Here is a 20,622-nt window from a genome sequence, read left to right as displayed (position 1 = left end):
GTGAAAAATGTTTTATCGGCTATTCTAAGTTATTCCAGGATGGTTATGAAAGTTTTGCCCAATTGAAACAATGTGCCGCAAGGGCATTTTTTTGACGACGCAGCGCGCCGGGACGGCTAAAATGCCTCTCTCTTCATTTGTATTACCAATAATTGATAATGGCATGAAAGCAGAAACTCCCTCTTTTGAAGCACATCAGTTCGTGCGGGTGCGTCGCGGCGATGCGGTGCGCCGTTTGATTCAGCGCGATAAAACGCCGCTGGCGGTCCTGTTGATGGCGGCGGTGGTTGGCACGCTGGCCGGTCTGGTGGGCGTGGCGTTTGAAAAGAGCGTGAACTGGGTGCAGAACCAGCGGATCGGCGCGCTGGCGCAGGTGGCCGATCATTGGTATCTGGTCTGGCCGCTGGCGTTTATCTTGTCGGCGCTGCTGGCAATGGTCGGTTATTTCCTCGTGCGCCGCTTTGCGCCGGAGGCGGGCGGCTCCGGGATCCCGGAAATCGAAGGGGCGCTGGAGGAGCTGCGGCCGGTGCGCTGGTGGCGCGTGCTGCCGGTGAAATTCATCGGCGGCATGGGGACCCTGGGCGCCGGAATGGTGCTGGGACGCGAAGGGCCGATGGTGCAGCTTGGCGGCAACATTGGACGCATGGTGCTGGATATCTTCCGCATGCGCAGTCCGGAGGCGCGGCACACGCTGCTGGCGACCGGTGCGGCGTCGGGGCTCTCGGCGGCCTTTAATGCGCCGCTGGCCGGTATTCTGTTTATCATCGAAGAGATGCGCCCGCAGTTTCGCTACAACCTGATCTCCATTAAAGCGGTATTTACCGGCGTGATCATGTCGAGCATTGTGTTTCGTATTTTCAATGGCGAAGCGGCGATCATTGAGGTAGGCAAGCTGAGCAACGCCCCGGTGAATACCCTGTGGCTGTATCTGGTGCTGGGCATGCTCTTTGGTTGCTTTGGTCCGCTGTTTAACTTCCTGGTGCTGCGCACCCAGGATATCTTCCAGCGCATCCACGGTGGCAATATCAAAAAATGGGTATTGATGGGCGGGGTCATCGGCGGGATCTGCGGCCTGCTGGGGCTGATGCAGCCCTCCGCGGTGGGCGGTGGCTTTAACCTGATCCCCATCGCCGCCGCCGGTAATTTCTCTGTCGGTTTGCTGCTGTTTATCTTTATTGCCCGCGTGGTGACCACGCTGATCTGCTTCTCTTCCGGCGCGCCGGGGGGGATCTTCGCGCCGATGCTGGCGCTGGGCACCTTGCTGGGCACGGCGTTCGGCATGGCGGCTATTCCGCTGTTTCCGGCCTACCATCTCGATGCCGGCACCTTCGCCATCGCCGGGATGGGGGCGCTGCTGGCCGCCTCGGTGCGCGCGCCGCTCACCGGGATTGTGCTGGTGCTGGAGATGACGGATAACTATCAGCTCATTTTGCCAATGATTATTACCTGCCTTGGCGCAACACTACTGGCGCAATTCCTCGGCGGTAAGCCTTTGTATTCGACCATTCTGCAACGTACTCTGGCGAAGCAGGAGGCCGAGCAGGCGGCAAAAGCGCAGCAGGCACCGCGGGAGAATACTTGAACGATTTACCAGGGTATTAGATAATGGCTCAAAAGGTCCGGTTATTCTTTAACCGGCCAGAAGTATCAATGGGAGCAAAAAATGAGTGATGACGTAGCGTTGCCGCTGGAGTTTACCGAAGCCGCAGCCAACAAAGTAAAACACCTGATTGCGGATGAAGATAATCCGAACCTGAAACTGCGCGTGTATATCACCGGCGGCGGTTGCAGCGGTTTCCAGTATGGCTTCACCTTTGACGATCAGGTGAACGAAGGCGATATGACCATCGAGAAACAGGGCGTCGGCCTGGTGGTTGACCCAATGAGCCTGCAGTATCTGGTCGGCGGCGCCGTCGACTATACCGAGGGTCTGGAAGGTTCGCGTTTCATCGTGACCAACCCGAACGCGAAAAGCACCTGCGGCTGCGGTTCCTCATTCAGCGTTTAAAGCGAGTGCGACCGGGCGCCTTCTCCTCCAGCGAGAGGGAGCCAACGCGAAAAACGGTAACCTTAAGGTTACCGTTTTGCTTTTACTACCGCCCGTTATCGTCCAGGGCAAACGTCGGCAGCTTCAGGTGCCAGCGGATCGCCGCCAGACGGATCACCAGTGTCACCACCATGCCCATCATCGCCGAATTCTCCAGCGGGAGATGAAAGGTGTCGTGCGCTGTAGCGTGGACAATGCCGCCGACAATACAGGCGGTGGCGTAGATCTCGGTGCGCAGAATCATGGGAATTTCGCGCGCCAGCACGTCACGGATAATCCCGCCGCCGACGCCGGTGACCACCCCCATGCAGACCGCCACCAGCGGACCACTGCCGGCGAGAAAGGCTTTATTGACGCCGATGCCGACAAACACCGCCAGACCGACGGCATCAAGAACGGGCAGTATCCATTTCGGCAGCCGACGCGGCTGGCGGACCAGCAGGATGGTCAGCATGCTGGTGACCATCGCCACCACCAGATCGGTGGGATCTTTGACCCAGAATACCGGGCCATTCGCCAGCGCCATGTCGCGGATGGTTCCGCCGCCCACCGCCGTCACCACGCCTAACACCAGCACGCCGAATGGGTCCATGCGTAATTTTCCCGCCAGCAGAACGCCGGAGATCGCGAAGACAGCCGTGCCAATAATATCCAGCCAATAGACAAGCATCGTTGATTCCCACTGAACATCCGGTGTGCCGGATGATTATTTTACCTGGTCAAGCGCCGCACAAAGTTGTTTGGCGGCGAGGATAATACGTGGGCTTGCGCGTTCAAACCAGTCGCTGTGTAACGCAATCAACGAAATGGTGAGCTGATGTTGCCAAAAGCGCTGCGCTTCGGCAATGCGGCTGGCGTCGCCGGTCACCACGATCGCCTGCGGCTGGCGGGCCAGCACCTGTTCGCGGCTCACCTGCGGCCAGGGAACACGGCTGGTGGCAAAGATATTCTCGCCGCCGCACAGCCCCAGCACCTGATCCTGAATCGAACCGGGACCACTGGTGAATAGCGGCGCGGATCCGAACTGCAGGAAGACGCGTTTCTTCGGCGCATTGGCATAGCGCGCTTTCAGCGTATCGTATTCCTGCTGCATCGCCTGCGCCGCCTGCTGCGCTTTTTCCGGCTGCGGGCTCCACTGCGCCAGCTGACGCAGGGTGGCGATGATCTCTTCTATCGTCGAGGTCTGCACCCAGAGGACATGAATACCCAGCGACTGCAGCTGGTTAACCTGGCGTTCGGCATTGCCCCCGCGCCAGGCCAGCACCACTTCTGGCTTTAGCGCCACGATGCGCTCCAGGTTCATCCCCTGCCAGCTGGCAACCTGTTCTATGGTTTTGGCCTGCGGCGGATAATCGGAATAGCTGCTGACGCCGACCGGCGTGATCCCGGCGGCAAAGGCCAGTTCGGTATTGGCGGGGGAGAGGGTGACCACCCGCGGCGCGGCCAGTAGCCACGCCGGGGCAAGTAACAGCAGCGCGGCAAGCGCGAAGGATAGCGACTTAGCCACGTGCCAGGTTCTGTACCAGATTCTCCACCATCAGGGTGGACTGTCTGGCGGCGACCGCAAGGAACTCCTCAAAGCTGAGGTGGGACTGCTGGTCGGCCACGTCGGAGATGGCGCGAACCACCACGAAGGGAACCTTGAAGTTATGGCAGACGTGAGCGATGGCGGTCGCTTCCATTTCCACGGCGATTGCCTGCGGGAAATTATGGCGGATCTTCGCCAGTGCGACGGAGCCGTTAATGAAGGCATCGCCGCTGACGATCAGGCCGCGAACGGCATTGAGATCTAACGCTTTAATGCAGTCTTCGGCGGCGGCCACCAGCTTATCGTCCGCTTTAAAGCCCGCCGGGCAGCCAGGCAGTTGGCCATACTCATAACCGAAGGCGGTGACGTCGGCATCGTGGTAGCGCGCTTCATCGGAGACGACGATATCGCCGACCTTCAGCGTCGGCGCGAGGCCGCCGGCAGAACCGGTATTAATGATCACGTCAGGCTGGCAGCGCTCCAGCAGCAGGGTCGCGCCCGTCGCCGCCGCCACTTTCCCGATACCAGACTTCAGCAGAGCGACGTCAACGCCGTGAAGTTGGCCGGTATAGATTTCGCTCCCGCCAATAGTGATAGTCTGGCGGTTTTCGATTTTGTCGCGCAGGAGGGTAACTTCCTCTTCCATAGCGCCAATAATGCCAATTTTCATAGATTTACTCGCGATGTGTCAGGTTTAGTTGCATAGTCTATCATGCGCTTAAGGGGAAGCGTATTGCTCGCGCGGGAGAGGCTATGGCAAAGATTGATTTTCGCAACAAGATAAACTGGCGTCGACGCTTCCGTTCGCCGCCGCGGGTGGAGACGGAGCGCGACATCCTGCGGATCTTCGAAAGCGATCGCGGGCGGATCGTCAACTCGCCGGCCATCCGCCGCCTACAGCAAAAAACCCAGGTCTTCCCGCTGGAGCGCAACGCGGCGGTCCGTACTCGCCTGACCCACTCGCTGGAGGTGCAGCAGGTGGGGCGCTATATCGCCAAAGAAGTGCTGAGCAGGCTGAAAGAGCAGAAGCTACTGGAAGAGTATGGCCTGGAAGAGCTGACCGGGCCATTCGAGAGCGTGGTTGAAATGGCCTGCCTGATGCACGACATTGGCAACCCGCCGTTTGGCCACTTTGGCGAGGCGGCGATTAACGACTGGTTTCGCCAGCGCCTGGCCCCCGGCGATGCGCTCGGCCAGCCGTTGACCGACGATCGCTGCGAGGTGCAGGCGTTACGCCTGCACGAAGGGGAAACGGCGCTGAATGCGCTGCGGCGTAAAGTGCGCCAGGAACTCTGCAGCTTTGAGGGCAACGCGCAGGGGATTCGTCTGGTCCACACGCTGATGCGGATGAATCTGACCTGGGCGCAGGTGGGCTGTATCCTGAAATATACCCGACCGGCGTGGTGGTTCGAGGCGACGCCAGCCAGTCACAGTTATTTAATGAAGAAGCCTGGCTATTATTTAGCCGAAGAAGAGTATGTCGCGCGCCTGCGTAAAGAACTGGATCTGGCACCTTACAATCGATTCCCATTAACCTGGATTATGGAGGCCGCGGATGACATCTCATATTGCGTCGCGGATCTCGAGGACGCGGTTGAAAAACGTATTTTCAGCGCCGAGCAGCTTTATCAGCATCTTTACGACGCCTGGGGCAACCATGAAAAAGGATCGTTATTCTCTCAGGTAGTGGAAAATGCCTGGGAAAAATCGCGAGCTAATTACCTGCGACAGAGCGCGGAAGATCAGTTTTTTATGTATTTGCGGGTAAACACGCTGAATAAGCTGGTGCCCTACGCGGCGCGCCGATTTATTGATAACCTGCCGGCCATCTTCACTGGCGACTTTAATCATGCGCTGCTTGAGGACGATAGCGATTGCAGCCAGCTGCTGGAACTCTATAAAAATGTAGCGATGAAACAGGTCTTTAGCCATCCGGATGTCGAGCAGCTGGAATTGCAGGGCTACCGGGTGATTAGCGGCCTGCTGGATATCTATCAGCCGCTGCTGAAATTATCTCTGGAGGATTTCAGCGAATTAGTGGCGCAGGAGCGGGTACGGCGGTTACCCATTGCCTCCCGGCTGTATCAGAAACTTTCAACCCGTCACCGGCTGGCCTATGTTGAAGCAGTAAATAAGCTGGTGCGCACGGCGCCCGAATTTGCGCTGATGGAATACTATTATCGCTGCCGTCTGATCCAGGATTATATCAGCGGAATGACGGATTTGTATGCGTGGGATGAATATCGGCGACTGATGGCGGTGGAATAGGCTGGAGTTTTGTAAAGATGGACAATAAATTTTTACTTTTTCCAGAAACTTAATTCCGGAACTTAGCGCTATAAAATGACTCTGATAGTCACGTACACAGCAACTTTCGTTATCTGATATTGAGATTGAAACTGATGAAAAAAACCACGTTAGCAATGAGTGCACTGGCTCTGAGTTTAGGTCTGGCGTTGTCCCCGCTCTCTGCGAGCGCGGCAGAAACGGCATCTTCGGCCACTAATGCACAGCAGATGCCAAGCCTGGCCCCGATGCTGGAGAAGGTGATGCCATCGGTGGTGAGCATTAACGTTGAAGGTAGCACCACTGTTAATACCCCACGGATGCCGCGTAACTTCCAGCAGTTCTTTGGCGATAACTCGCCGTTCTGCCAGGATGGTTCGCCTTTCCAGAGTTCACCGTTTTGCCAGGGCGGTGGACAGGGCGGTCAGCCTGACGGCGGCCAGCAGCAGAAATTTATGGCGCTGGGCTCCGGCGTCATCATTGATGCGGCCAAAGGGTATGTGGTGACCAACAACCACGTTGTGGACAACGCCACCACGATTAAGGTTCAACTGAGCGATGGCCGTAAGTTTGATGCCAAAGTCGTGGGCAAAGATCCGCGCTCCGATATCGCGCTGATTCAGATTCAGGATCCGAAAAACCTGACGGCGATTAAGCTGGCTGATTCTGATGCGCTGCGCGTCGGCGACTACACCGTGGCTATCGGTAACCCGTTTGGTCTGGGCGAAACCGTGACCTCCGGGATTGTCTCCGCGCTGGGCCGTAGCGGCCTGAACGTGGAAAACTACGAAAACTTTATCCAGACCGATGCGGCGATTAACCGCGGGAACTCCGGCGGCGCGCTGGTGAACCTCAACGGTGAGCTGATCGGCATTAACACCGCCATCCTGGCGCCGGACGGCGGCAACATCGGTATCGGTTTTGCTATCCCGAGCAACATGGTGAAAAACCTGACCGAGCAGATGGTGAAATATGGCCAGGTGAAACGCGGTGAGCTGGGCATCATGGGCACCGAACTGAACTCTGAACTGGCGAAAGCGATGAAAGTCGACGCCCAGCGCGGCGCCTTTGTCAGCCAGGTGATGCCAGGTTCGGCAGCCGCCAAAGCGGGCATTAAAGCCGGCGACGTGATCACCACCCTCAATGGCAAGGCGATCAGCAGCTTCGCCGCGCTACGTGCTCAGGTCGGCACCATGCCTATCGGCAGCAAAGTTGAGCTTGGCCTGCTCCGCGACGGCAAACCGGTCACCGTTACCGTCGAACTGCAGCAGAGCAACCAGACCCAGGTGGATTCCAGCACCATCTTCAACGGGATTGAAGGGGCGGAAATGAGTAACAAGGGTCAGGATAAGGGCGTGGTGGTCAACAATGTGAAAGCCGGCACCCCGGCGGCGCAGATTGGCCTCAAGAAAGGCGATATCATTGTCGGGGCGAATCAGCAGCCGGTGAAAAACATCGCCGATCTGCGGAAAATCTTCGACGCCAAACCGTCCGTGCTGGCGCTGAACATTCAGCGCGGCGACGCCTCTATCTACCTGCTGTTGCAGTAATCGTCAGCGCAAGCGCCACAGCCCCTTCCCTCGCCGAGGGCAGGGGCTTTTTTTCGTTCTGTGACCACTTCCACAACTCCACATATCTCGCCCCGCCTTCGGGCATATGCACAATGCAGCAGGACGGAGACTCTTTTATGCTGGTGCCCTGCATAGGGGAGGATTACATGGCTGGCTGGCATCTTGATACCAAAATGGCGCAGGATATTGTGGCGCGCACGATGCGCATCATCGATACCAACATCAACGTGATGGATGCCCGCGGGCGGATTATCGGCAGCGGCGATCGGGAAAGAATTGGTGAATTGCACGAAGGCGCGCTGCTGGTGCTTTCTCAGGGGCGGGTGGTGGATATCGACGATGCGGTCGCTCGCCATCTGCACGGCGTGCGTCAGGGGATCAACCTGCCGCTACGCCTCGAAGGTGAAATCGTCGGGGTGATCGGCCTGACCGGCGAGCCGGAGTCGCTGCGGAAATATGGCGAGCTGGTGTGCATGACGGCAGAGATGATGCTGGAGCAGTCGCGGCTGATGCATCTCCTTGCGCAGGACAGCCGCCTGCGCGAAGAGCTGGTGATGAACCTGATTCAGGCGGAAGAGCATACCCCGGCGCTGAACGAATGGGCTCAGCGGTTAGGTATCGATCTCAATCAGCCGCGGGTGGTGGCGATGATTGAGGTGGACAGCGGCCAGCTCGGCGTGGATAGCGCGATGGCGGAACTGCAGCAGTTGCAGAACGCGCTGACCACCCCTGATCGCAATAATCTGGTGGCCATTGTGTCACTCACGGAAATGGTGGTGCTGAAACCAGCGCTGAACAGCTTTGGCCGCTGGGACGCCGACGATCACGTCCGCCGCGTCGAGCAGCTTATCGCCAGGATGAAAGAGAATGGTCAGCTCCGCTTTCGCGTGGCGCTGGGCAACTTCTTCACCGGCCCCGGGAGTATCGCCCGCTCTTACCGTACCGCACGGACGACCATGATGGTGGGTAAGCAACGAATGCCGGAGAGCCGCAGCTATTTCTATCAGGATCTGATGCTGCCGGTGCTGCTAGACAGCCTGCGCGGCGGCTGGCAGGCCAATGAACTGGCCCGTCCGCTGGCGCGTCTGAAGGCTATGGATAACAACGGTTTGCTGCGGCGTACGCTGCAGGCGTGGTTTCGCCATAACGTGCAGCCGCTGGCGACATCAAAGGCGCTGTTTATTCATCGCAATACCCTGGAGTATCGGTTGAACCGTATCTCGGAGCTGACCGGTCTGGATCTCGGCAGCTTTGACGATCGGCTGCTGCTCTATATAGCCCTGCAGCTGGATGAGCAACGATAGGGCGTCGAGATAAAAATGCCGGGAGGCGGTTCGCCTTACCCGGCCTGGAGGATGCATGGCGTAAGCGGCAGATTATATTGGTTGCCCGGTCAGGCGGTGCGCCGCCGGGAACGCTGTCACTTACGGGTAAGTTTTTCCAGATCGGCTTCGATTTCGCTGATCTTATTGGTGACCACGCTTTCCAGATGGCGTAAATCGTCGAGGATTTTACGCTTGAGATCGATTTCAGTGCGATCGCGCTGGCAGATCTGATCCAGTTCGTCGATGACGTAGCGCAGATTGGGGCTGATCTCCTGGACTTCTTTGTAGCCCTGGCCGACGCCGTCGGCGACAACGGTTTTGCGCTGACGCGGGTATTTAAACTTCACGCTCTTGGCGAAGAATTCGCCTTTGTCTTTCTGAAAATAGATTTTCAGGATGTCGTTGTTAGCTTCCTGCCGCAGGCTATAGCGATCGATCTCATCAGGGTTGGTAATGCCAAGACTTTTCAGATTATCGTACATAACGGTACCTTTGATAGCATCATAACCATTGAATAATTAACGAAAAAATCCATTTTCGCCAGCATCAAATATAAAAAAAGCGGGATATCTCCCGCTTTTTATTTGCTTTAGTCGATGGTGCGCAGCAGTTCGTTAATGCCGACTTTGCCGCGGGTTTTGGCATCGACTTTCTTAACGATCACCGCGCAGTACAGGCTGTATTTACCATCCTTCGACGGCAGGTTGCCTGACACGACTACCGAGCCAGCCGGTACGCGGCCGTAGAAGACTTCACCGGTTTCGCGATCGTAGATTTTGGTGCTCTGACCCAGGTAAACGCCCATGGAGATGACGGAGCCTTCTTCGACAATCACCCCTTCAACCACTTCAGAGCGCGCGCCGATGAAGCAGTTGTCTTCGATGATGGTCGGGTTCGCCTGCAGCGGCTCCAGTACGCCACCGATGCCGACGCCGCCGGACAGGTGAACGTTTTTACCGATCTGCGCGCAGGAGCCGACGGTAGCCCAGGTATCAACCATGGTGCCTTCGTCAACGTAGGCGCCGATGTTAACGTAGGACGGCATCAGCACGGTGTTGCGGGCGATGAATGCGCCCTGACGTACCGCTGCCGGCGGCACCACGCGGAAACCTTCTTTCTGGAAACGCGCTTCGTCATAGTCAGCGAATTTCATCGGTACTTTATCGAAGTAGCGGCTTTCCGCACCATCGATAACCTGGTTATCGTTAATACGGAAAGAGAGCAGTACCGCTTTCTTCAGCCATTGATGCGTCACCCACTGACCATCGATCTTCTCAGCGACGCGCAGCGCGCCGGAATCCAGAAGGGCGATAACCTGGTTTACCGCTTCGCGGGTCACGGTATCCACATTGGCCGGCGTGATGTCGGCGCGACGCTCGAAGGCGGACTCAATAACGTTCTGTAACTGCTGCATTGTTTCTTTCCATTCACTAAAAAAAATACGTCACCCTTTATCGTTTGGATTGAGGGCCTCTGTCAACCGTTGTTGCACTTCTTGTTGTAGCTCATTATTAAGGCCACGCCGGTCGGCGGTGGCGATTATAAATAAATCTTCTACTCGCTCACCAATTGTCGTAATTCGCGCCCCGTGAAGCGAAATACCGAGGTCGGCGAACACCTGGCCGACGCGGGCGAGCAGCCCTGGCTGATCGAGCGCAATCAGCTCGAGAAACGATTTTCGATCGGTATGGGTCGGCAGGAAATTCACCTCTGTCGGCACAGAGAAGTGACGCAGTTTTGCCGCCTGACGACGCGGGGCCGGGGGTTCCCAACTGCGCTGAGTTATCGTCTGTTCAAGACCGTGGCGAATCGCGTCGTGGCGGTCAGCTGAAAGCGGGCTGCCGTCGGGTTCGAGGACAATAAAGGTATCCATCGCCATGCCGTCGCGGGTGGTGAAGATCTGCGCGTCGTGGACGCTGAGGTTGCGGCGGTCCAGTTCGCCGCACACCGCGGCAAACAGATAAGGGCGATCCGGGCTCCAGATAAAAATCTCCGTACCGCCGCGGGTGGCCTGCGAACTCAGCAGAATCATCGGCTTATTCAGATCGTGACGCAGCAGGTTGCGGGCGTGCCAGGCGAGCTGCGTCGGCGTATGCCGCACGAAATAGTTGGCGCGGCAGCGGTTCCAGATCTGATGCAGCGCCTCTTCATTAATATTGTCCATCCGCAGCAGGGCCAGCGCCTGCAGCTGATGATGACGCACCCGTTCGCGCATATCCGGGGTGCTTTGCATGCCCCGACGCAGCTGTTTCTCGGTGGCGAAATAGAGTTCGCGCAGCAGGCTCTGCTTCCAGCTGTTCCACAGCGTTTCGTTGGTGGCGCAGATGTCGGCGACGGTCAGGCACACCAGATAGCGCAGGCGATTTTCCGTTTGCACTTCCTCGGCGAACTGCTTAATCACCTCCGGATCCTGAATGTCGCGCCGCTGGGCGGTGACCGACATCAGCAGATGGTGACGCACCAGCCAGGCGACCAACTGCGTTTCGCGAGAGTTCAGTCCGTGCAGCTCGGCAAACTTCAGCACATCCTGCGCGCCGAGGATCGAGTGGTCGCCGCCACGCCCTTTCGCAATGTCGTGGAACAGGGCGGCGATTAAAATCAGCTCCGGGTGCGTTAAGCGCGGCCATAGCTCCACGCACAGCGGGTGGCGGCTGCGGGTTTCTTCTTTGGCAAAGCTCTCCAGCTTCAGCATCACGCGGATGGTGTGTTCATCGACGGTGTAGGCGTGAAACAGATCGAACTGCATCTGGCCGACGATATGTGACCACTGCGGCATATAGGCCCACAGCACGCTATGGCGATGCATCGGCAGCAGTCCGCGGCTGACCGCCCCCTGATGGCGCAGCATGCTGAGAAAGAGCGTGCGCGCCTCCGGGATATAGCACAGCGGCTGGGTCAGATGGCGCCGGGCATGGCGCAGATGGCGCAACGTCGTGGAGTAGATGCCGGTGATGGTGCTGTTGCGTACCATCATATAAAACATGCGCAGAATGGCCTGCGGTTCGCGAATAAACAGCGTGTCGTCACGCAGATCGATAAGGGTGCCGCGCAGCTGGAAGTCATCGTCTATCGGGCGCGGTTTTTCATCCTCGGTCAGGGCGAGAATAGCCTCTTCAAACAGCTGAAGCAGCATCTGGTTCAGCTCGCTCACCCGGCGGGTGACGCGGAAGAAGTCCTTCATCATATGCTCAATCGGCTGGTTGCCGTCGCCTTCATAGCCAAGCCGGCGGGCGACGCTGAGCTGGCGGTCGAAAAGCAGACGGTTGTCATAGCGAGTGAGCTCGAGATGCAGCGCGAAACGGATGCGCCACAGCTGATGCAGACACTCGTTGAGCTCATTGCGCTCGGCTTCGGTCAGAAAGCCGAAGCCGACCATCTCATCCATCGAGGTGGCGCCAAAATGACGGCGAGCCACCCACTGTAGCGTATGGATATCCCGCAGGCCGCCGGGGCTGCTTTTCACGTCCGGCTCCAGGTTATAGCTGGTGCCGTGATAGCGTTGATGACGGACGTTCTGCTCTTCCACCTTGGCGGCGAAGAACTTTTCCGATGGCCAGAAGCCGTCGCTAAAAATATGTTTTTGCAGTTCAAGGAACAGCGCGACGTCGCCGATCAGCAGGCGCGATTCAATCAAGTTAGTGGCGACGGTGAGATCCGAAAGTCCTTCGAGCAGACACTCTTCGAGGGTGCGCACGCTGTGGCCCACCTCCAGCTTGACGTCCCACAGTAGCGTCAGCAGTTCGCCGACCTTTTGCGCCTGGTCGTCAGGCAGTTTTTTGCGGCTGAGGATCAGCAGGTCGACGTCAGAGAGCGGGTGCAGCTCGCCGCGGCCATAGCCGCCGACGGCCACCAGCGCCAGATCGCAGACGGATTCAAAACCGTAGGCGATCCACAACCGCTGCAGCAGCTGGTCGATAAATTCGGTGCGCGCCGCAATGAGCTGCTCCGCGGCGATGCCGGAGTCAAACGCCTCGCCCAGCCAGTGCTGGAAGGTATCGATGTGCGCCTTAATTGCAGCACAGTTCAGATCGCCCTGCGGCCAGCTCACCGGATGTTCCGGCGGGACGGGCAGAAGAGGGGAGGCTGTGTCAGGTAATGAGTTGCTCATCGCGTCACCATAAGAAAAAACTATCTAATAAAAAAGCCGGCGGGCGCCGGCTTTTCATCATTCATCGTGCGAGATTATCGCCGGGATGGTGTCATCCTTGCGTAGCGTCAGAATTTCGCAGCCGTTGTCTGTCACCACAATAGTATGCTCGTACTGCGCAGACAAGCTCCGGTCTTTAGTTTTCACCGTCCAGCCGTCTTTCATGCTGCGGATCTCTTTTTTACCCGCGTTGACCATCGGCTCGATGGTGAAGGTCATGCCGGGTTTGAGCACAACGTTGGTCTCCGGTGAGTCGTAGTGCAGCACCTGCGGCTCTTCATGGAAGCCGCGGCCGATACCGTGGCCACAGTATTCGCGCACCACGGAAAAACCTTCGGCTTCAACGTATTTCTGGATCGCCGCGCCGATCGCGCGCAGGTTGATCCCCGGCTTCACCATTTTCAGCGCCAGATACAGGCTTTCCTGAGTGATGCGGCACAGGCGCTCACCGAGAATCGTCGGTTTACCGACGATAAACATTTTGGAGGTGTCGCCATGGAAATCATCTTTAATGACCGTCACGTCGATGTTAACGATATCGCCATCTTTCAGCAGTTTGCCGTCGTCAGGGATACCGTGGCAAACCACTTCGTTGACCGAAATGCAGACGGACTTCGGATAGCCGTGATAGCCGAGGCAGGCGGAAATGGCCTTCTGCTCGTTAACGATATAGTCGTTACAGATGCGGTCCAGTTCGCCGGTGCTGACGCCAGGTTTAACCCAGGGTTCGATCATTTCCAGCACTTCAGCGGCCAGGCGGCCGGCAACGCGCATTTTTTCAATGTCTTCAGATGTCTTGATAGAGATAGCCATGGAGTATGTCCAGCAGTGTCGATATTTTCGACAATAATAGAGTAAGTCCTGCCAATGGTAACAGTCCGGGCAGGCTGGTGCCAAATTGAGAATCATTAACAGCACGTGGCGTCAACAAGAGTTGGTGTCTGGGCGGATTTTGTGGTATAAAGCGCGCCGGACTTCCGTTCCATCTCAGATACACAAGGATGGGCGTAAGCGACATACTCATATTGTGTAAATAACACACACGTATCGACACATATTCCGGGGTGCCCTTTGGGGTCGGTAATATGGGATACGTGGAGGCATAACCCCAATTTAATCTATAGAGGTTTTAAACATGGCAACTGTTTCCATGCGCGACATGCTCAAGGCTGGTGTTCACTTTGGTCACCAGACCCGTTACTGGAACCCGAAAATGAAGCCTTTCATCTTCGGCGCGCGTAACAAAGTTCACATCATCAACCTTGAGAAAACGGTACCGATGTTCAACGAAGCTCTGGCTGAGCTGAACAAAATCTCTGCCCGTAAAGGCAAGATCCTGTTCGTGGGTACTAAGCGCGCTGCAAGCGAAGCGGTAAAAGAAGCTGCTAACAGCTGCGACCAGTTCTTCGTGAACCATCGCTGGCTGGGCGGTATGCTGACTAACTGGAAAACCGTTCGTCAGTCCATCAAACGTCTGAAAGACCTGGAAACTCAGTCCCAGGACGGTACTTTCGACAAGCTGACCAAGAAAGAAGCGCTGATGCGCACTCGTGAGCTGGACAAGCTGGAAAACAGCCTGGGCGGTATCAAAGACATGGGCGGCCTGCCGGACGCACTGTTCGTTATCGACGCTGACCACGAGCACATCGCTATCAAAGAAGCAAACAACCTGGGTATCCCGGTATTTGCTATCGTTGATACCAACTCTGATCCGGACGGCGTAGACTTCGTTATCCCGGGTAACGACGATGCAATCCGCGCAGTAAGCCTGTACCTGGGCGCTGTTGCTGCTACCGTTCGTGAAGGTCGCTCTCAGGACCTGGCTTCTCAGGCGGAAGAAAGCTTCGTAGAAGCTGAATAATAAGGTTTAAGCCCTTATTAGTACCGTGTATGAATAGGGGCCCATTACAGGCCCCTTTTTTCAATTTACGCTGTTTGGCCGTTGGCCGGGCAGTATCCACATCTCCCGAGGATTTTAGAATGGCTGAAATTACCGCTTCCCTGGTAAAAGAACTGCGCGAACGTACTGGCGCAGGCATGATGGATTGCAAAAAAGCGCTGACTGAAGCGAATGGCGACATCGAGCTGGCAATCGAAAACATGCGTAAATCCGGCGCGATCAAAGCGGCGAAGAAAGCAGGCAACGTGGCTGCTGACGGCGTGATCAAAACCAAAATCGAAGGCAACTACGGTTACATTCTGGAAGTTAACTGCCAGACTGACTTCGTTGCTAAAGATGGTGGTTTCCAGGCATTTGCTGACAAAGTACTGGACGCTGCTGTTGCGGGTAAAATCTCCGACGTTGAAGTTCTGAAAGCGCAGTTCGAAGAAGAACGCGTTGCGCTGGTTGCTAAAATCGGTGAGAACATCAACATCCGTCGTATCGCTGTTCTGGAAGGCGACGTTCTGGGTAGCTACCAGCACGGTGCGCGCATCGGTGTTCTGGTTGCCGCTAAAGGCGCTGACGAAGAGCTGGTTAAGCAGCTGGCAATGCACGTTGCAGCAAGCAAGCCGGAATTCGTTAAGCCGGAAGACGTGTCTGCTGAAGTCGTAGAAAAAGAGTACCAGGTACAGCTGGACATCGCGATGCAGTCCGGTAAGCCGAAAGAAATCGCAGAGAAAATGGTTGAAGGCCGCATGAAGAAATTCACCGGCGAAGTTTCTCTGACGGGTCAGCCTTTCGTTATGGAGCCGAGCAAATCTGTTGGCCAACTGCTGAAAGAGCACAACGCTGACGTGACTGGCTTCATCCGCTTTGAAGTGGGCGAAGGCATCGAGAAAGTTGAGACTGACTTTGCAGCAGAAGTTGCTGCGATGTCCAAGCAGTCTTAATTTTTACAAGGAGCCGCCTGAGGGCGGCTTCTTTTTGCGCCCATTTTGTAAATTCAGCCAACTGCGTATAGTGACCGCGCTGAAATGCGACATACAATGTCGCCAGAATTCTCATATCTCATTCGTTGACAGTCTCAGGAAAGAAACATGGCTACCAATGCAAAACCCGTCTACAAACGTATTCTGCTGAAATTAAGTGGCGAAGCGCTGCAGGGCTCAGAAGGCTTCGGTATTGATGCAAGCATACTTGACCGCATGGCTCAGGAGATCAAAGAGCTGGTCGAGCTGGGTATTCAGGTTGGCGTAGTAATTGGTGGTGGTAACCTGTTCCGTGGTGCTGGTCTGGCGAAAGCGGGTATGAACCGCGTTGTGGGCGACCACATGGGCATGCTGGCAACGGTCATGAACGGCCTGGCAATGCGTGATGCGCTCCACCGCGCCTATGTGAACGCTCGTCTGATGTCCGCCATCCCGCTGAACGGCGTGTGCGACAACTACAGCTGGGCAGAGGCGATCAGCCTGCTGCGCAACAACCGCGTGGTGATCCTCTCCGCAGGCACCGGCAACCCGTTCTTTACCACCGATTCCGCAGCCTGCCTGCGTGGTATTGAAATTGAAGCCGACGTGGTGCTGAAAGCGACCAAGGTTGACGGTGTGTTTACCGCGGATCCGGCAAAAGATCCTTCTGCCACCATGTACGATCAGCTGACCTACAGCGAAGTGCTGGATAAAGAGCTGAAAGTGATGGATCTGGCGGCCTTCACCCTGGCGCGTGACCACAAATTGCCGATTCGCGTCTTCAACATGAACAAACCCGGCGCCCTGCGTCGCGTGGTCATGGGCGAAAAAGAAGGCACATTGATCACGGAATAATTCCCGTCAGCGCCAAATCCGGGTAATATTCCGCTTTACTTTCGCGGGGATATTGCCCGGTGATTTTCATTAAATCTGACTATACTTAGCTCATTTTCCGACGGGTGTCCCGTCTGGTCTGACTGAGACAAGCTTTCAAGGATTCGTAACGTGATTAGCGATATCAGAAAAGATGCTGAAATCCGCATGGAAAAATGCGTCGAAGCATTCAAAAACCAAATCAGCAAAATTCGCACGGGTCGTGCTTCTCCGAGCCTGCTGGACGGGATTGTTGTTGAATATTACGGTACGCCGACTCCGCTGCGCCAGCTGGCCAGCGTCACCGTCGAAGACTCCCGTACCCTGAAAATCAACGTCTTTGACCGTTCTATGTCTGCGGCCGTTGAAAAAGCGATCATGGCGTCTGACCTCGGTCTGAACCCAAGCTCCGCCGGCAGCGATATTCGTGTTCCGCTGCCGCCGCTGACCGAAGAGCGTCGTAAAGATCTGACCAAGATCGTCCGTGGCGAAGCTGAGCAGGCGCGTGTCGCCGTGCGTAACGTTCGCCGTGACGCGAACGACAAAGTTAAAGCGCTGCTGAAAGAGAAAGAGATCAGCGAAGATGACGATCGCCGTTCTCAGGACGACGTGCAGAAAATGACTGACGCCGCCATCAAGAAAGTTGACGCGGCGCTGGCAGATAAAGAAGCGGAACTGATGCAGTTCTGATGCTCTGCTGTTGCTCGGGCCGATACTTCCTGGCCTGAGTAAAATCTGAAACGCCGTACAGAAGACTGTACGCTCAATTCTCGGGATTGCGTTGAGCCGGCTGGCCTTGTAGCCTTTAGCGCTAAGTTGAAGGCCTGATGCCGCCGCCTTATCCCCGATAGTTGTTGCGTAGGGGCTTGCTGGCGGCGTTTTGCTTTTTATTCTGTTTCCTTTCTTCTGGACGTCTCATGAAGCAATTAACCGTTCTCGGTTCGACCGGCTCCATTGGCTGTAGCACGCTGGACGTGGTACGCCATAACCCTGGTTGCTTTTCCGTCGCCGCGCTGGTCGCGGGGAAAAACGTTGACCGCATGGTTGAACAATGCCTGGAATTTACTCCGCGTTACGCCGTGATGGATGATGCGCAAAGCGCTGAGCGGTTGCGCATCCGTCTGTATGAGCATGGCTGCCGTACCGAGGTGCTGAGCGGCCAGCAGGCGGCGGCTGAGGTCGCGGCGCTGGATGAGGTCGATCAGGTGATGGCGGCAATCGTCGGCGCGGCGGGGCTGGTACCGACGCTTGCGGCGATCCGCGCCGGGAAAACCGTGTTGTTGGCGAATAAAGAATCGCTGGTGACCTGCGGTCGCTTGTTCATGGAGGCCGTTCAGCGGTCGGGGGCGCGATTGCTGCCGGTCGATAGCGAACATAACGCGATTTTTCAGAGTATGCCGGAGACAATTCAACAGCATCTGGGATACGCTGACCTCACCCGGAATGGCGTCTCGTCCATTCTGTTAACCGGCTCCGGGGGGCCTTTCCGCGAGACGGACGTGGCTGAACTATCGGCGATGACCCCGGATCAGGCCTGCCGCCATCCCAACTGGTCGATGGGACGTAAGATCTCCGTCGATTCAGCCACGATGATGAACAAAGGTCTGGAATATATTGAAGCGCGCTGGCTGTTCAATGCTTCGGCGCAGCAGATGGAAGTGCTGATCCACCCGCAGTCGGTGATCCACTCGATGGTTCGCTATCAGGACGGCAGCGTGCTGGCCCAGCTTGGGGAGCCGGATATGCGCACGCCGATTGCCCATACCATGGGCTGGCCACAGCGCCTGAGCTCCGGGGTCAAACCACTGGACTTCTGCCAGCTGAGCAACCTGAGCTTCTCCGCGCCGGACTACGCCCGCTATCCCTGCCTGAAGCTGGCGATGGACGCGTTTGACGTCGGCCAGGCGGCCACCACGGCGCTGAATGCGGCCAATGAAGAGTCGGTTGCCGCGTTTCTGCATGGCGATATCCGCTTTACCGATATTGCGGCGGTGAATCTGGCGGTGCTGGATAAGATGAACCTGCAGGAGCCGCAAAGCATTGATGATGTTCTGGTTATCGACGCTGACGCTCGTGCGGTAGCTCACCAGCAGCTTAATCGTTTGGGCGCGCAGGCGTAACGCGGTGGTATTTGTGGGCGAAAGGCTTCGGTGATATAGTCTGCGCCACCCGATCGTTGCATTTTGTTGTTAAAGATTACGGTGGCCGTGGCAAAACACGGCTTTTTTGCGTAAAGCTTTTGGTTGTTCTCTGCGATTGGCTGCAGCCCCGGCATCGGATAAAAATGCGTATCCAGCGCGGCCCGGTGGCCTCTGTTTGGTGGCTAGTTAATCCTTATTATGGACTTAAAACGCGTGATGTTGTCTGCTAATCAAACTGTCAGCGAAATATCGCCAACTCATGGCTGCCGTCATGTCGCCATTATTATGGATGGCAACGGCCGTTGGGCGAAACGGCAAGGTAAAATTCGCGCTTTCGGGCACAAGGCCGGTGCGAAATCCGTGCGTCGCGCGGTCTCCTTCGCGGCGAATAATGGAATTGAGGCGTTAACGTTATACGCGTTCAGCAGCGAAAACTGGAACCGTCCAGCCCAGGAAGTCAGCGCGCTGATGGAACTGTTCGTCTGGGCGCTGGATAGCGAAGTCAAAAGTCTGCACCGACACAATGTGCGTTTGCGGGTCATTGGCGACACCACGCGCTTCAATGCGCGCCTGCAGGAACGCATCCGCAAAGCGGAAGCGTTGACCGCAAACAATACCGGCTTAACGCTGAACATTGCGGCAAATTACGGCGGTCGCTGGGATATTACCCAGGGCGTTCGTCTGCTGGCGAAACAAGTACAGGACGGGACGCTGCTGCCTGAAGAGATCACGGAAGAAATGCTGAGTCAGCAGGTCTGCATGCATGAACTGGCTCCCGTTGATTTAGTTATTAGGACCGGGGGAGAGCACCGAATAAGTAACTTTTTGATTTGGCAAATTGCCTATGCCGAACTTTACTTTACGGATGTTCTTTGGCCCGATTTTGCTGAACAGGACTTTGAAGGTGCACTCCATGCCTTTGTTAATCGAGAGCGTCGTTTCGGCGGCACTGAGCCGGGTGGCAGTCATGCCTGATGGGGGTCACTTTTGCTGAAGTATCGCCTGATATCTGCTTTCGTCTTAATTCCCGTCGTCATTGCGGCGCTGTTCTTATTGCCGCCGATGGGATTTGCTATCGTGACCCTCGTGGTCTGCATGCTCGCCGCGTGGGAGTGGGGGCAACTGAGCGGTTTCACCTCAACGTCGCAGCGGGTCTGGCTGGCGGTGCTGTGCGGCCTTCTGCTGGCTGCCATGCTTTTTCTGCTGCCTGAATACCATTATGACGTTCATCAACCGATGGTGGAAGGTTCACTATGGGCCTCATTCGCCTGGTGGATCGTCGCGCTGTTGCTGGTGTTATCGTACCCGGCGTCGGCGGCATTCTGGCGCCATTCCAAAGTGCTGCGCCTTATCTTCGGCATATTGACCATTGTTCCGTTTTTCTGGGGCATGCTGGCGCTGCGCGCCTGGCACTATACCGATAATCACTACAGCGGTGCGGTGTGGCTGCTGTACGTCATGATCCTGGTCTGGGGAGCCGACTCTGGCGCCTACATGTTTGGCAAAATGTTCGGCAAGCATAAGCTGGCGCCGAAGGTTTCACCGGGAAAAACCTGGCAGGGTTTTTTTGGCGGTTTGCTGACGGCGGCCGTGATCTCCTGGGCTTACGGGGTGTGGGCGCATCTTGACGTCACGCCGACGGTGCTGCTGGTCTGTTCCGTGGTGGCGGCCCTGGCTTCCGTGCTGGGCGATCTGACGGAAAGTATGTTTAAGCGCGAGGCCGGCATTAAGGATAGCGGGCACTTGATTCCCGGACACGGCGGTATTCTCGATCGTATCGACAGCCTGACGGCGGCGGTACCGGTCTTCGCCTGTCTGCTACTGTTGGTCTTCAGGACGATTTGACGGAAGGTT

The 20,622-nt window shown here is 56.6% G+C and carries 19 protein-coding genes; 12 read left to right on the top strand and 7 right to left on the bottom strand.

The window, feature by feature from the left end; all coding sequences use genetic code 11:
- The first annotated feature begins 163 nt into the window (after positions 1 to 163).
- Together clcA and erpA are read left to right on the top strand one after the other, a co-directional pair.
- Positions 164 to 1,582 (top strand): H(+)/Cl(-) exchange transporter ClcA, encoded by a 1,419-nt coding sequence (gene clcA, locus HMPREF3096_RS13590; protein WP_008807364.1) that lies wholly within the window; start codon positions 164 to 166, stop codon positions 1,580 to 1,582.
- An 81-nt stretch (positions 1,583 to 1,663) separates the two neighbouring features.
- The gene (erpA, locus tag HMPREF3096_RS13585; protein WP_008807363.1) at positions 1,664 to 2,008 is read left to right on the top strand and encodes an iron-sulfur cluster insertion protein ErpA; all 345 of its coding nucleotides are present in this window, start codon (positions 1,664 to 1,666) and stop codon (positions 2,006 to 2,008) included.
- Positions 2,009 to 2,093: 85 nt separating this feature from the next.
- Here erpA and HMPREF3096_RS13580 read toward each other — a convergent pair whose 3' ends face one another.
- The 3 genes from HMPREF3096_RS13580 to mtnN are packed head-to-tail and all read right to left on the bottom strand — an operon-like array spanning position 2,094 to position 4,245.
- Complete coding sequence (locus tag HMPREF3096_RS13580) at positions 2,094 to 2,717, bottom strand: TRIC cation channel family protein (protein WP_002889277.1); 624 nt, start codon at positions 2,715 to 2,717, stop codon at positions 2,094 to 2,096.
- 36 nt (positions 2,718 to 2,753) lie between these two features.
- Positions 2,754 to 3,554, bottom strand: coding sequence for a vitamin B12 ABC transporter substrate-binding protein BtuF (gene btuF / locus HMPREF3096_RS13575; RefSeq protein WP_032731642.1), 801 nt, complete (start codon positions 3,552 to 3,554; stop codon positions 2,754 to 2,756).
- Complete coding sequence (gene mtnN / locus HMPREF3096_RS13570) at positions 3,547 to 4,245, bottom strand: 5'-methylthioadenosine/S-adenosylhomocysteine nucleosidase (protein WP_008807361.1); 699 nt, start codon at positions 4,243 to 4,245, stop codon at positions 3,547 to 3,549. Before mtnN ends, btuF begins: the two co-directional genes overlap by 8 nt.
- Positions 4,246 to 4,328: 83 nt before the next feature.
- On the opposite strand from mtnN, the gene dgt reads away from it, so the two are divergent.
- From dgt to cdaR, 3 genes are all read left to right on the top strand, one after another.
- Positions 4,329 to 5,843 (top strand): dGTPase, encoded by a 1,515-nt coding sequence (gene dgt / locus HMPREF3096_RS13565; RefSeq protein ID WP_032731645.1) that lies wholly within the window; start codon positions 4,329 to 4,331, stop codon positions 5,841 to 5,843.
- 134 nt (positions 5,844 to 5,977) lie between these two features.
- Positions 5,978 to 7,411, top strand: a complete 1,434-nt coding sequence (degP, locus tag HMPREF3096_RS13560) for a serine endoprotease DegP (protein ID WP_008807359.1) — start codon at positions 5,978 to 5,980, stop codon at positions 7,409 to 7,411.
- Between the two features lie 167 nt (positions 7,412 to 7,578).
- On the top strand, positions 7,579 to 8,736 hold the full coding sequence (gene cdaR, locus HMPREF3096_RS13555; protein WP_002889289.1) for a DNA-binding transcriptional regulator CdaR: 1,158 nt from the start codon (positions 7,579 to 7,581) through the stop codon (positions 8,734 to 8,736).
- A gap of 116 nt (positions 8,737 to 8,852) precedes the next feature.
- On the opposite strand, the gene HMPREF3096_RS13550 is transcribed toward cdaR, so the two are convergent.
- The 4 genes from HMPREF3096_RS13550 to map form a co-directional block, all read right to left on the bottom strand.
- Positions 8,853 to 9,239, bottom strand: coding sequence for a DUF3461 family protein (locus tag HMPREF3096_RS13550; RefSeq protein ID WP_002889292.1), 387 nt, complete (start codon positions 9,237 to 9,239; stop codon positions 8,853 to 8,855).
- 107 nt (positions 9,240 to 9,346) lie between these two features.
- Positions 9,347 to 10,171, bottom strand: a complete 825-nt coding sequence (gene dapD, locus HMPREF3096_RS13545; RefSeq protein WP_002889295.1) for a 2,3,4,5-tetrahydropyridine-2,6-dicarboxylate N-succinyltransferase — start codon at positions 10,169 to 10,171, stop codon at positions 9,347 to 9,349.
- 30 nt (positions 10,172 to 10,201) lie between these two features.
- Complete coding sequence (gene glnD, locus HMPREF3096_RS13540) at positions 10,202 to 12,865, bottom strand: bifunctional uridylyltransferase/uridylyl-removing protein GlnD (RefSeq protein ID WP_012542810.1); 2,664 nt, start codon at positions 12,863 to 12,865, stop codon at positions 10,202 to 10,204.
- Positions 12,866 to 12,922: 57 nt separating this feature from the next.
- Positions 12,923 to 13,717, bottom strand: coding sequence for a type I methionyl aminopeptidase (gene map / locus HMPREF3096_RS13535; RefSeq protein ID WP_032731647.1), 795 nt, complete (start codon positions 13,715 to 13,717; stop codon positions 12,923 to 12,925).
- 322 nt (positions 13,718 to 14,039) lie between these two features.
- Here map and rpsB point away from each other — a divergent pair, with 322 nt between their 5' ends.
- The 7 genes from rpsB (at position 14,040) to cdsA (ending at position 20,613) form a co-directional block, all read left to right on the top strand.
- Positions 14,040 to 14,765: a 30S ribosomal protein S2 gene (gene rpsB / locus HMPREF3096_RS13530; protein ID WP_008807356.1), complete on the top strand. Its 726-nt coding sequence runs from the start codon at positions 14,040 to 14,042 to the stop codon at positions 14,763 to 14,765.
- 119 nt (positions 14,766 to 14,884) lie between these two features.
- Entirely contained in the window at positions 14,885 to 15,736 is an 852-nt protein-coding gene (gene tsf, locus HMPREF3096_RS13525; protein ID WP_004151930.1) for a translation elongation factor Ts, read from the top strand.
- Between the two features lie 147 nt (positions 15,737 to 15,883).
- Positions 15,884 to 16,609, top strand: a complete 726-nt coding sequence (gene pyrH / locus HMPREF3096_RS13520) for a UMP kinase (RefSeq protein ID WP_004098747.1) — start codon at positions 15,884 to 15,886, stop codon at positions 16,607 to 16,609.
- Between the two features lie 150 nt (positions 16,610 to 16,759).
- A complete protein-coding gene (gene frr / locus HMPREF3096_RS13515; protein ID WP_002889308.1) occupies positions 16,760 to 17,317 on the top strand; it encodes a ribosome recycling factor in 558 nt (185 codons plus the stop codon).
- 227 nt (positions 17,318 to 17,544) lie between these two features.
- Positions 17,545 to 18,747, top strand: coding sequence for a 1-deoxy-D-xylulose-5-phosphate reductoisomerase (ispC, locus tag HMPREF3096_RS13510; RefSeq protein WP_032731648.1), 1,203 nt, complete (start codon positions 17,545 to 17,547; stop codon positions 18,745 to 18,747).
- A 237-nt stretch (positions 18,748 to 18,984) separates the two neighbouring features.
- Positions 18,985 to 19,743: a (2E,6E)-farnesyl-diphosphate-specific ditrans,polycis-undecaprenyl-diphosphate synthase gene (gene ispU / locus HMPREF3096_RS13505; RefSeq protein WP_012968905.1), complete on the top strand. Its 759-nt coding sequence runs from the start codon at positions 18,985 to 18,987 to the stop codon at positions 19,741 to 19,743.
- A gap of 12 nt (positions 19,744 to 19,755) precedes the next feature.
- Positions 19,756 to 20,613 carry a phosphatidate cytidylyltransferase gene (cdsA, locus tag HMPREF3096_RS13500; protein ID WP_008807353.1) on the top strand — a complete coding sequence of 286 codons (858 nt, stop codon included), beginning with the start codon at positions 19,756 to 19,758 and terminating at the stop codon, positions 20,611 to 20,613.
- Positions 20,614 to 20,622: the final 9 nt, after the last annotated feature.

It is taken from the genome of Klebsiella sp. HMSC25G12 (assembly GCF_001807705.1).
Classification (GTDB): domain Bacteria; phylum Pseudomonadota; class Gammaproteobacteria; order Enterobacterales; family Enterobacteriaceae; genus Klebsiella; species Klebsiella variicola.
This window is presented reverse-complemented; position numbering and strand designations above follow the sequence as displayed.

Coding starts and splice junctions, on each gene's coding strand:
- dgt (WP_032731645.1), top strand. CDS start 4,329: ATGGCAAAGATTGATTTTCGCAACAAGATAAACTGGCGTCGACGCTTC.
- dapD (WP_002889295.1), bottom strand. CDS start 10,171: ATGCAGCAGTTACAGAACGTTATTGAGTCCGCCTTCGAGCGTCGCGCC.
- HMPREF3096_RS13580 (WP_002889277.1), bottom strand. CDS start 2,717: ATGCTTGTCTATTGGCTGGATATTATTGGCACGGCTGTCTTCGCGATC.
- pyrH (WP_004098747.1), top strand. CDS start 15,884: ATGGCTACCAATGCAAAACCCGTCTACAAACGTATTCTGCTGAAATTA.
- tsf (WP_004151930.1), top strand. CDS start 14,885: ATGGCTGAAATTACCGCTTCCCTGGTAAAAGAACTGCGCGAACGTACT.
- mtnN (WP_008807361.1), bottom strand. CDS start 4,245: ATGAAAATTGGCATTATTGGCGCTATGGAAGAGGAAGTTACCCTCCTG.
- cdaR (WP_002889289.1), top strand. CDS start 7,579: ATGGCTGGCTGGCATCTTGATACCAAAATGGCGCAGGATATTGTGGCG.
- ispU (WP_012968905.1), top strand. CDS start 18,985: ATGTTGTCTGCTAATCAAACTGTCAGCGAAATATCGCCAACTCATGGC.
- ispC (WP_032731648.1), top strand. CDS start 17,545: ATGAAGCAATTAACCGTTCTCGGTTCGACCGGCTCCATTGGCTGTAGC.
- rpsB (WP_008807356.1), top strand. CDS start 14,040: ATGGCAACTGTTTCCATGCGCGACATGCTCAAGGCTGGTGTTCACTTT.
- degP (WP_008807359.1), top strand. CDS start 5,978: ATGAAAAAAACCACGTTAGCAATGAGTGCACTGGCTCTGAGTTTAGGT.
- map (WP_032731647.1), bottom strand. CDS start 13,717: ATGGCTATCTCTATCAAGACATCTGAAGACATTGAAAAAATGCGCGTT.
- erpA (WP_008807363.1), top strand. CDS start 1,664: ATGAGTGATGACGTAGCGTTGCCGCTGGAGTTTACCGAAGCCGCAGCC.
- HMPREF3096_RS13550 (WP_002889292.1), bottom strand. CDS start 9,239: ATGTACGATAATCTGAAAAGTCTTGGCATTACCAACCCTGATGAGATC.
- glnD (WP_012542810.1), bottom strand. CDS start 12,865: ATGAGCAACTCATTACCTGACACAGCCTCCCCTCTTCTGCCCGTCCCG.
- clcA (WP_008807364.1), top strand. CDS start 164: ATGAAAGCAGAAACTCCCTCTTTTGAAGCACATCAGTTCGTGCGGGTG.